11 protein-coding genes are annotated in these 9,900 nt (G+C 67.1%); 8 read left to right on the forward strand and 3 right to left on the reverse strand.

Annotation, left to right across the window (positions count from 1 at the left end; all coding sequences use genetic code 11):
• Positions 1-65 precede the first annotated feature (65 nt).
• Positions 66-1,547 (forward strand): helix-turn-helix transcriptional regulator, encoded by a 1,482-nt coding sequence (locus AB0M30_RS44125; RefSeq protein ID WP_364597621.1) that lies wholly within the window; start codon positions 66-68, stop codon positions 1,545-1,547.
• Here the strand turns inward: AB0M30_RS44125 and AB0M30_RS44130 are convergent.
• From AB0M30_RS44130 to AB0M30_RS44140, 3 genes are all read right to left on the reverse strand, one after another.
• The gene (locus AB0M30_RS44130; protein WP_364597624.1) at positions 1,536-1,886 is read right to left on the reverse strand and encodes a signal peptidase I; all 351 of its coding nucleotides are present in this window, start codon (positions 1,884-1,886) and stop codon (positions 1,536-1,538) included. The genes AB0M30_RS44125 and AB0M30_RS44130 overlap by 12 nt on opposite strands.
• Positions 1,883-3,445, reverse strand: a complete 1,563-nt coding sequence (locus AB0M30_RS44135) for a transcriptional regulator (protein WP_364597627.1) — start codon at positions 3,443-3,445, stop codon at positions 1,883-1,885. The genes AB0M30_RS44130 and AB0M30_RS44135 overlap by 4 nt, the downstream gene beginning before the upstream one ends.
• Before the next feature lie 144 nt (positions 3,446-3,589).
• Positions 3,590-3,970, reverse strand: coding sequence for an XRE family transcriptional regulator (locus AB0M30_RS44140; RefSeq protein ID WP_364597630.1), 381 nt, complete (start codon positions 3,968-3,970; stop codon positions 3,590-3,592).
• Positions 3,971-4,125: 155 nt separating this feature from the next.
• On the opposite strand from AB0M30_RS44140, the gene AB0M30_RS44145 reads away from it, so the two are divergent.
• The 7 genes from AB0M30_RS44145 to AB0M30_RS44175 are packed head-to-tail and all read left to right on the forward strand — an operon-like array spanning position 4,126 to position 9,682.
• Positions 4,126-4,314 (forward strand): excisionase family DNA-binding protein, encoded by a 189-nt coding sequence (locus tag AB0M30_RS44145; RefSeq protein WP_364597633.1) that lies wholly within the window; start codon positions 4,126-4,128, stop codon positions 4,312-4,314.
• Positions 4,311-4,646, forward strand: a complete 336-nt coding sequence (locus AB0M30_RS44150; RefSeq protein ID WP_364597636.1) for a WhiB family transcriptional regulator — start codon at positions 4,311-4,313, stop codon at positions 4,644-4,646. Before AB0M30_RS44145 ends, AB0M30_RS44150 begins: the two co-directional genes overlap by 4 nt.
• Positions 4,643-4,972, forward strand: a complete 330-nt coding sequence (locus tag AB0M30_RS44155) for a hypothetical protein (RefSeq protein ID WP_364597639.1) — start codon at positions 4,643-4,645, stop codon at positions 4,970-4,972. Before AB0M30_RS44150 ends, AB0M30_RS44155 begins: the two co-directional genes overlap by 4 nt.
• On the forward strand, positions 4,969-5,658 hold the full coding sequence (locus AB0M30_RS44160; RefSeq protein WP_364597642.1) for a hypothetical protein: 690 nt from the start codon (positions 4,969-4,971) through the stop codon (positions 5,656-5,658). Before AB0M30_RS44155 ends, AB0M30_RS44160 begins: the two co-directional genes overlap by 4 nt.
• Complete coding sequence (locus AB0M30_RS44165) at positions 5,651-7,777, forward strand: cell division protein FtsK (protein ID WP_364597645.1); 2,127 nt, start codon at positions 5,651-5,653, stop codon at positions 7,775-7,777. Before AB0M30_RS44160 ends, AB0M30_RS44165 begins: the two co-directional genes overlap by 8 nt.
• The gene (locus tag AB0M30_RS44170) at positions 7,774-7,938 is read left to right on the forward strand and encodes a hypothetical protein (RefSeq protein WP_364597648.1); all 165 of its coding nucleotides are present in this window, start codon (positions 7,774-7,776) and stop codon (positions 7,936-7,938) included. The genes AB0M30_RS44165 and AB0M30_RS44170 overlap by 4 nt, the downstream gene beginning before the upstream one ends.
• Positions 7,928-9,682 carry a recombinase family protein gene (locus AB0M30_RS44175; protein ID WP_364597651.1) on the forward strand — a complete coding sequence of 585 codons (1,755 nt, stop codon included), beginning with the start codon at positions 7,928-7,930 and terminating at the stop codon, positions 9,680-9,682. Before AB0M30_RS44170 ends, AB0M30_RS44175 begins: the two co-directional genes overlap by 11 nt.
• Positions 9,683-9,900 lie beyond the last annotated feature (218 nt).

Raw genomic sequence — 9,900 nt, forward strand, 5'->3', positions numbered from 1 at the left:
AGCTACTCTGAGCTGCAATTACTGCTGCTACATTGGTCCCGGTCACGCAGAGTTGGAGGTCGGGCATGTCCGCAGGGCGACGTCGGGATGGGCTGATCTCAGCTCGCAAGGTCGCCGGTTTTACCCAGGAGGGTCTGGCGGACGTGTTGCATGTCGACCGGTCCACCGTTGCCCGCTGGGAGGCGGGCGACTACGTGCCGCTCCCCTATCTCTGGCCGAAGCTCGCGAGCGTGCTCAGTCGTTCGCGAGACGAGTTGCAGGCCCTGATCGGCCCGAGCGCTGTCACGCAGGAGTTCAGCCCGAACGAGTCCTTCGAGCCGGTGTTCACGTGGCTCGATCGGCACGCCGGGTGGCCGCTGGGGCGAGCCCGTGAGCAGGTGCACGCGAGCGCGGCCGCCTCAGCTCGGAACCGGCCGAGTCCGCCGCGAAGCGTCATCGCGGATGCCCTGGCTGACTACTACGCGCCGTCAACCAGCGACCACCGGCCGTACGCCGCGCGCTGCGGGCGGGTGAAGGTGACCACCAGCGTCCTTACGCGGCCGGCGTGGCTGGACCTCGCCTGCTCGCTGACGCCCACGGGCGAGCGAACCACCTTCGACTGTGGCGGCGCGCGGCCAACGGCGGCGGTCGACGAGCGAGCCGCAGTGCAGCGCCTCGCGGACGCAGCAGCGTCCGGTATCCGGATCACCGACGTTCCCCTGTACCGGCTGCTCGAGGTCGACCCGCAGCCCGGAGCGCTTCAGGCGAAGGTTGGGATCGCCTCGTTCGTCGAATACGCGCTTGGCGTCGACCTGCTGGAACGCGAGTTGATCGACCAGTTGTCGAACGGTCGCAGTGTGCGTCCAGGTCATATGCCACTCCGCGACCGCCAGCTGCCTGACGTGACCGCGGTGCTCGACCTACCTGGACGCCTCTGTGCGGGTGGAGTACTGGCGTTGACCGCGATCGCGCGGCCAGCGGACCCGTTCCGCGGTGATCCCGACTTCGTGCTCTTGGTTCAGAAGCGATCCGCGCAGGTCGTGAACACGGCCAACCGCCTGTCGGTGATCCCGAAGAGCTTCCACGGGCCGCTCGCGGACCGGCGAGCGGACGCCCGGATCGGCGTCACCTTGCGCCGCGAGATGGAGGAAGAGCTGTTCGGCAGGACGGACGTCGACCGGTCCGCCGGAGACCGCAGGGTTGCCGATCCCATGCACCCGACCAGGCTGTCCGCTCCGATGCGGTGGCTCACGGAGCAGTCCGGCCGGCTGCGGATGGAGTGCACCGGGTTCGGGCTCAACCTGGTCAGCGGGAACTTCGAGTTCGCCAGCCTGGTCGCGATCCAGGATGAGGGGTTCTGGCCGCGGTTCGGAGGCGACGTTGAGGCGAACTGGGAAACCGCCGGCCTACAGCAGTATTCGACGCTCGACGGCGACTTGATCACCGAACTGATCAGTGACGAAAACTGGAGCAACGAAGGACTGTTCGCGTTTCTCCAGGGCTTACGACGGCTCTCCGAGATCGGTGGTGATCGAGTGAAGATTCCCGCCGTCGAATTAGATTTCTGAGGGCCAGCGAACAGTCAGGACGACAGAATCCGCCAACGCTTCCCAAGAATGGTCAATCCCGGGACCCCACATTACGTAGTCACCCTGTCGCGTCATGATCTTGCCGCCGCCGGTGACCTCTACGCGGAACTCACCGGAGATCAACATCACCAGCGTGGTTCGCTGGTCGCCGGAAGTCCACTCGGGACGCTTGTCGCCCGCAGGGTGGTTAGCCCACTTGACTTCGACGTCCTTGGAGGCGCGGACGCCCTGCGACGAGTCGATGAAGTGGCCGACCAGCCAGCCGCGCGTGCCGGCCGCGTCGTCGTTGGCGTTGCCGGCGGTCCAACCGTCGCTCACTGGCCTATCTCCCATTCGATCGCGGGCAGTTTCACGCGCTCTCCGCCAATTTCCGCGAGGCGGCGGAGCCCTTGCGTCATGGCGAACAGTCCTTCGTTGCTCCACGCTACATCACCCAACAACTCGGTGACGAGTTCCGCATCAGTAGTCGAATACTGACGAAGAGTCGCGGATTCCCAGTTAGCTTCGACTACTCCCCCGTAGCGTGTCCAGAATTCTTCGTCGTCGATGACGATCAGGCTGGCGAACTCGTAGTTCCCGCTCACGAGGTTCAGTCCGAACCCGGTGCACTCCATGCGCAACCGGCCGGGCTCGGCGACGAGCCAGCGCATCGGCTCCGTGAGCCTGGTCGGGTGCATCGGGTCCGCGGTCAGCGTGTCGGCCACGGTGTTGTCGGCGTCCGGTCGGCCGAACAGCTCCTCTTCCATCTCTCGACGCAAGGTGGCGCCGATCTGGGTGTCTCGTCGGATGTCGGTGAGGGGTTGGTGGAAGCCCTTCGGAATGACGGCGAGCCGGCGCGTGGCGTTGAGGACGTGGCCGGAACGTTCCTGGACCAACAGCACGTAGTCCGCTTCACCGCGGTACGGGTCAGCCGGCCGCGCGATGGCCGTCAAGGCCAGGGCTCCACCTGCGCAGAGTCGCCCGCCGACGTCCAGGACGGCGCCGAGGTCTGGGAGGTAGCGATCACGCAGGGGCAGCGACGTAGTGTCGCCGGCCGCGAGCGCGTCGAGTAGCTCCCCTTCGAGCAGGTCCATCGTCAGCGCGTAGTGGACGAAGTGATCGACTCCGAACGTGCCGCCGAGATGGCGTTCATGGATGTCCGTGCTCAGCAGCCGGAAGAGCGGCGCGTTCATGAGCCGCGTGTTCATGGCCACCGTCTCGGCCAGCCGGTTAACCGCTGCATTCGTCGTGTGCTCGTCGAGCACCTCCCGCGGTTCTGGCCGGACGCGCGCGATCGTGAGCCCGTCGTGCGGCGGGCGCAGTTCGCACGCCAGATCGAGCCAATCAGCGCAGGTCAGGATGCTGGTGTTCACCGCCTGTTCGCCGCAGCTACCGGCATACAAGCCGTGGTCACCGTGGTGCCGACCGTAGTATTCGGCGAGCGCGTCGGTCACGGCGCGCTGATCAACCCATGCGCGGCGAGTGGCTCGGGCATACGCTTCGTGCGCGTCGACGTGTGCAGCTTGCTCGGCGACGGCCCGGCGCGCGGCGCCCGGGCTCCGGTAGGCGTGCTGGTCGAGCCATTCGAGAGCCGCGCCGATGTGGGGGTCCGCGGCAAGTCGTCGGTCGGCTTCCTTCGTGTCCGGCCTGGTGTGAGTGGCCGTCCCGTCGCCGATCAGCTCGGCGAAGCGGCCTCGCTCGGCGCCCGACGCCCGTTCATACGCGGTGTCGAGGACCTGCTGCATCTCCGACTGCGGGCGCAGGTCCGGCTTCTGGTGCCAAGACGCAACCGTACGCGCGCCGATTCCCAGCTTCTCGGCGAATTTCTCATTGCTCAGCCGCAACGCGGATTGCAACGCCGAAGCCGATCGTCCAGTCCAGCCACCTACCCCGCTCATTGCCGCCCCAATGCGCTCTTGTGCAGTGGATATGCAGTGGCTGCGCACTGCTTCTGCACTGGTTGTGCATGGGATCGGACGTCGTTTCGGCCTTGAATTCTAGGTATGGAAATCACCTGGTTCACCAGCCCGAATCGCCCTCCGTTAACGCTTCGGCTTTACGTGGTCCACTACAGTCGCGAGGCTCGCTTGAACCTCTTCCAGCCGGTCGGTGATCTCGGCCAGGCGCTGTTCCAGTGCGTCCAGCCGGGACCACAGCTCGTGGCCGTCGTCGGCCGGCTCGTCCGGGTGCGGCGGGGTGCGGCTTTGCAGCACGGCCAACAGGTGCTGCGGGTGCCAGCCCAGCGTCGTCGACAGGGCTTCGAGCGTGCGCGCGCTCCGGCGACGCTCGACCGTGTGGTGCTGGAGCTCGCGCACGATCGCCTGCGACACGTGCGACCGCTCGGCCAGCTCGCGTTGCCGCCAGCCGAGTTCGTTCACGCGCATGTTGATGGCCTTGGCGACTGCCGCCCAGTCCTCCGTCACGTATTCCTCCGCGCTCCGCCTCAGCGCCGAGATTAGCGGTACTTCGCGCTTTCACCACGTCGCCTGGCACTTCGCCGGCGGCGCGTCGAGCAAACGCGCCCTATGACGAGCTGAAATCAACAGCATAGTCTTGAAATCAACAGATTGGCTTTCTCATGAACTCGCGAATCACCTTTCACACCATTCGAGAAGCGGCCTGGCTACTGGGCGTGTCCCGGGGTGCGGTCAGCCAGGCAATCCGAACGCGAGAACTGCGCGCCACCCGGTGCCGTTCCGGTCTCCGCGTGTCCTCGACCGAGCTGGCCCGTCTGCTCGGGTCGCGTCAGGCCGGGGGCGCCGCATGAGCGCCGACGACCTGCAGTTGATCGGGATCGCCTGGCGGCTGGACCGGCTGCGCTGGGTTCCGAGCGAGGTCCTGACCGACGTCGTGACCAGCGAAGGAGTCTGCATGTGGCCCCCGCCGGACGACGGGCCACCCGACGCTGACAGCGACGGCGAGCTGGCCGAGCGGCTGTGCGGTGGGTGCCCTGTCCGGGACGAGTGCCTGGAGCTGGAGTTGCGGACGGCCGGGCTCGACACGGTCGGCGTCTGGGGCGGGATGACTGACGACGACCGGCGCGCCCTGCACCCAGTCTGGCTGCGGCGCGGCGAGCGGACCGATCGGGGTGCGCGATGAACGGACTCACTGTGACGCCCACGCAGATCCTCGCCGGTGTCGGCGTGCTGCTCGTGCTGTTCTGGGTCTGGCGGGCGGGTTCTCGCCGGGCGAAGGCCGCCGCCGAAGCTGCTCGGAGTGGTGCGCGGCTCGTGTCTCTGGTCGGGCGGGTGCTGTTCAACGCCGGGCTGATCGTCGCTGTTCAGTGGGTTGTGATCGCTCATCCGGGCAGCCCGTGGCTGCTGTTCGCCGTACTCGGACTGCCCGCGCTGTTCGCGTCCTACGCCCTGACCCGCGCCATGACCGTGACCACCGTCGACACCGCGAAGCGGGGTGGTCGGCGATGAACCGGGCACAACGGCTCGCGCAGGACGCGGCCGAAGCCGCTGAGGTGCGCGCCTACCAGACCGATCCCGACGTCGTGGCGCTGCGGATCGAGCGGGTACGGCGGCAGGTCGACTGGATGTGCTGGTCCGGGATCGTGCTCGGGCTGGCGTTCACGATGACCAACGTCCAAGGCTTCGCATCGGCCGGGACGCGGCCGGGGTCACTGCCGTGGCTGGCCGCGTGGGTGCTGGACCCGACCGTCTCGCTCGTTCTGCTGGCGATCCTGCGGGCCGAGCAGGTGACCGCGCGGTACCAGGTTCGGACGGGTGTTTGGGTGCGGCGGGCGAAGTGGTTCACGCTCGCGGCCACCTACGTCATGAACACCTGGACGTCGTTCGCCGCCGGGGAGGCTGCGGCGATCGTGCTGCACTCGGTGCCGCCGCTTGTTGTGTTCGTCGCCGTCGAGGCGATCACCGACCTGCGGGACAAGCTCACCGATGCCGTGCTGGTCGCGGCTGAACGGCGGCCCGTCCAGCAGGAGACCGGACGGCGGGTGCTGTTCGCCGATTACCTCGCTATCGCTCGGGAGACCTGGACGCCGGACATCGAGATCACGCCGGCGTGGGTGCGGCGGGCTACCGGCTGCTCGCGTGGCCTGTCGCCCCGGCTGGCGCGGGCGCTGCGGTCGGAGGTGGGCAATGGCTGACTCATTGCCGATCAAGGCCGATCCCGTGTTCGACGGCGAGTTGATCGACGACACTTTGCCTCAACCGCGTCGGCAGGAGCCGAAGACGAACCGCTTCGTCCGGTGGTGGCGGCACTCGCCGCGTGTGCCGTTGTGGCTGAAAAGCAAGCCGCAGGCCGTCCAGGCGGGCAAGGACGCCATCGTTAGGCTGGTGAAGTCGCCGTGGCGGTACGTCAGCGCGGTCGTTCGCGGCCTGATCGTCGGGGTGCGGTGGTGGCGTGGATGGGTGACCGTCCGGGACTACCGGACGGCGGCCGAAGAGTCGGAGAAGCTGGCCGACAAGTTCACAGAGATTCGGGCGCTGACCCTGTTCCGCTGGAAGGTAACCGGTGCTGTCCTGGTCGTTGCAGCCGTCGGGGTGGCCATCGTTGACCTGGTGTACGGCACCGATCCTCTGTGGATCGGAGGTGCAGCGGCTTCCCTCGCACTCGCGATCCTCGGGCGTAAGAAGGACGGCAGTCCTGGTCGAAAGCCGGCGCTTGCCGGGCCGCGGACCTTGACCTGGACCATGGACCCGCAGGTCCTGGTGGACGCGTTCCGCGACGCGAAGCTGATCGGCAAGGACGAGGTGCTGCGGCTCGTCGAGCGCGCGACGCGTGTCGGCGACGGGTGGGCGGTCACCGTCGACCTTCCAGCCACCCGGAAGGCGGCTGACGTGGTGAAGAACCGGGATGCACTCGCATCGGCGCTCGCTGTCGATGAGGTTCAACTGATCGTCGAACGGGTCCGCGGCAACGGTGGCCACGCCGGGCGGGTATCGCTGTGGGTGGCTGATGAAGACCCGTACGCCTCGCCGCCGTTGCGAACGCCGCTGCTCGGCGTGGCGCAGTGGGATGCGTGGCGGCCGATCCCGTTCGGTCGGGATGCGCGGGACCGGCGGATTGATCTTCCGCTGGTATGGACGTCCTTACTGGTCGGTGCCATCCCCCGGCAGGGCAAGACCTTCGCTGCCCGGCTCGCGGCGGCCGGGCTCATCCTGGACGCCTGGGTGCGGCTGTACGTGGCGGACTTCAAGGCCGGGAAGGACTGGGACGCGGCCGGCTTGGTGGCGCATCGGTTCATGTCCGGCGACGAACCCGAACACGTTCTGGCGCTTGTGGACTGGCTGATTGAGCTGGTCGGCGAGGTTCAGTCGCGGTTCCGGCGGATGCGCGACCTGGACGACCTGACGTGCCCGGAGTCGAAGGTGACGCCGGAGATGTCCCGCGACAAGGCACTGAATATGCCGATCACCGCGATCTTCATCGATGAGGTCCAGGTTCCGTTGGAGGATCGCACGCCCATTGACGTGCAAGGGAAGAAGCTCACCGCGGGCGAGTACGTCGGCGAGCTGCTGACGTGGCTCGCGAAGAAGGGACCGGCCGCCGGGATCGTGCTTGTGCTGGCGACGCAGCGGCCGGATTCGAAGACGATCCCGTCCGGGCTGCGGGCAGTTCTCGGATCGCGGTTCGCGCTGCGCGTGATGGACTGGCGCGACTCCAACATCGTGCTCGGCGAGCAGATGAACACGCGCGGGTTCGACTCCAGCCGGCTGCTGCCCTCGCACAAGGGCGTTGGAATCCTGCGGCCGGATGGCGACACGTCGGCTGGCGCCGATGTGCTGGCCATGACGGTTCGGACGTACTACATGCCGAACGAGGACTGGCGGACCATCTGCGAGCAGGGCCGGACGCTGCGCGAGACGGCCGGGACTCTCACCGGGCACGCGGCCGGGCAGGACACCATGCCGGTTCTCGACCACACGGCCGCCGTCAAGGCAATCGGTGCAGGTCACGCGGCTGAGTCGCCCGGCGAGCTGCCCGAGGTACTCGCGTCGCTCGTCGAGTACCTGAGTAACGATCTCGAACCGGACGGCCGAGACTTCGTACCGACGGCCGAGTTGCTGGACGTCCTGGAGGTCGACTCGCGGACTTTCGCGCAGCAGATGTCCGAGGTGGGATGCCGGCCGACGCGAGACCGCGTGACCGGCGAAGACGGCGATATCCGGCAGGTCCGCGGGTATCGGATGGCTGAAATTAGGAGCGCGATCAGCCGGGCAACCACGGGCGCCAGCACGGCAGACGAGGACGGGCAGCGATGAGCACCGCTCGTTCCGAAGATCCGCCGATCCGGGTTATCCTACCTGCGGGATTACCAGAGCTGACGCCCGCTGTCGCGCGTGCACTGCTGGCCGTTCTGATCGAGGTAACCGAGGTGCCGGCGCTGGACGCGCCAGCAGAGGAGGTGAACCGTGACAGCTGAAATCATCAGCGACCCGTGGGCAACGCTGGATGACATCCTGGGCCTTGAGGTCGCCGACGTGGCGGACGACGGGATCGGGGCGTTGGCGGCCTACGGCCGGTGCTCGACCGAGGACAACCAGGACCCGGAGACCTCCCGCGGCTGGCAGTTCGGGAACGCGCGCAAGTTCGTCGAGCCGCTCGGCGGGCAGATCGTGGCGGAGTTCTTCGACATCGGGCAGTCGCGGTCCGTCCCGTGGGAACGGCGAACCGAGGGCGCGCGGCTGCTCGCCGAGTTGAAGAATCCGCGTCGCGGATGGGACGCGATCGTGGTCGGCGAGGGCACACGATGCTGGTTCGGCAACCAGTTCTCGCTTATCGCGCCGAAGTTCGCCGCCTACGGGGTCGATCTGTGGGTGCCGGAACTCGGCGGGAAGTACGACGCGCGGAACCCGTCGCACAAGATGCTGATGAGCGTGCTCGGCGGGATGAGCGAGTCCGAACGCCAGCACGTTCAAGCACGCGTCCGCGCGGCAATGGACGCGCAGGTGATCAACGAAGGGCGGCACCAGGGCGGCCGGGCGCCGTACGGGTACGTCGTCGTCGACAGCGGTCCTCATCCGAACCCGCGGAAAGCTGCTGAGGGGTTCAAGCTGCGGGTGCTGGCGATCGAGGAGACGACGGCGGACGTGGTGCGGCGAATCTTCGCCGAGTACCTCGGCGGCAACGGCGATCGAGCGATCGCCAACCTGCTCAATCGGGACGGCATTCCTTGTCCCTCCGCGCATCGGCCGGACCAAAATCGGCACCGGCTCGCGGACGGCTGGCAAGGCAGCTCGGTACGAGCGATCCTCGATAACCCGCGATACACCGGTTACGCCATCTTTGGGCGCTGGACGAAGCACGAGACGTTGCTTGACCCGGAAGACGTTGCCGCGGGCCACGTGGTGCGGTTCAAGCGCGCGGCGCCAGACCGGATTGTGCGGTCACGCGAGCAGGCGCATCCTGCGATCGTCTCCGTGGAAACCTTCACGCAGGCGCAGCTTTTGCGCCGGTCGAAGTCGGCAGGTGGATTGAAGACGGCACGTAAGGCCGAGCGAGGCGCCCGAAACACCGCACGGTCATATCTGCTGCGCGGACTGATCCGATGCGGAGTCTGCGGCCGGAAGATGCAAGGAGCCACGATCCGGAAAGGCGCCTACTACCGCTGTACCTCGCGGACTATGGCGCCGGGCTCGCTGCAGCTGGCGGAGCACCCGAACACGGTGAACCTGCGCGAAGGCGTGGTAGTCGAAGCGCTCAACGGATGGCTTCACGAGCTGTTCCACCCGGACAACCGCGACCGAACGGCGGCCGCGCTACTCGGATCGGACGGGAGCAAGGCCGGCGGTGGTCCGCTCGAAGCGGCGCGGAACCGACTGGCGGACGCAGAGGCGAGGCTTCAGCGGTATCAGGCCGCCATCGCGGCCGGCGTCGAGCCCGAAGCACTCGTCGAACCGATGAACCAGGCACAGGCAGAACGAGCGGCCGCGAAAGCCCAGATCGAGAGCGTGCCAGCCGACTCGACGGTAAGTCATGCGGAGATCTACGCGAGGATCGATGCACTCGGCGACGTCTGCGGGACACTGGCCGACGCAACCACGGCTGGCATGAGCCGCCTGTACCGCGTCCTGAACCTGGAGCTACGCTACGAACCAAAAGAGCTGGCCGTCTATGCGACGACCAGCCCGGGTGTAGATAGTGCGTGTGTCCGAGGACCGAGTTGACCTATAACCCCACACTGAAGTTCGCCACCGACCTGCAGCTCGAGTGACCCGCCTCGATGCGGGAAATCTCCCACGTCTGCGTGTTCGAAGGGGGACTCGAACACATGTTCGCAGCATCCCTGCGGTAACTGTTCAGGCCATTTCGGTGTTCGTTGGCAGCCAAGGGTTTCCGGTGATGGCGTCACGCAGCGCGGTAATGATATGCAGGCCGTTTTTGC

The organism is Amycolatopsis sp. NPDC051716 (assembly GCF_040681595.1).
GTDB lineage: Bacteria > Actinomycetota > Actinomycetes > Mycobacteriales > Pseudonocardiaceae > Amycolatopsis.

Coding starts and splice junctions, on each gene's coding strand:
- AB0M30_RS44145 (WP_364597633.1), top strand. CDS start 4,126: ATGAACTCGCGAATCACCTTTCACACCATTCGAGAAGCGGCCTGGCTA.
- AB0M30_RS44150 (WP_364597636.1), top strand. CDS start 4,311: ATGAGCGCCGACGACCTGCAGTTGATCGGGATCGCCTGGCGGCTGGAC.
- AB0M30_RS44155 (WP_364597639.1), top strand. CDS start 4,643: ATGAACGGACTCACTGTGACGCCCACGCAGATCCTCGCCGGTGTCGGC.
- AB0M30_RS44170 (WP_364597648.1), top strand. CDS start 7,774: ATGAGCACCGCTCGTTCCGAAGATCCGCCGATCCGGGTTATCCTACCT.
- AB0M30_RS44125 (WP_364597621.1), top strand. CDS start 66: ATGTCCGCAGGGCGACGTCGGGATGGGCTGATCTCAGCTCGCAAGGTC.
- AB0M30_RS44165 (WP_364597645.1), top strand. CDS start 5,651: ATGGCTGACTCATTGCCGATCAAGGCCGATCCCGTGTTCGACGGCGAG.
- AB0M30_RS44135 (WP_364597627.1), bottom strand. CDS start 3,445: ATGAGCGGGGTAGGTGGCTGGACTGGACGATCGGCTTCGGCGTTGCAA.
- AB0M30_RS44160 (WP_364597642.1), top strand. CDS start 4,969: ATGAACCGGGCACAACGGCTCGCGCAGGACGCGGCCGAAGCCGCTGAG.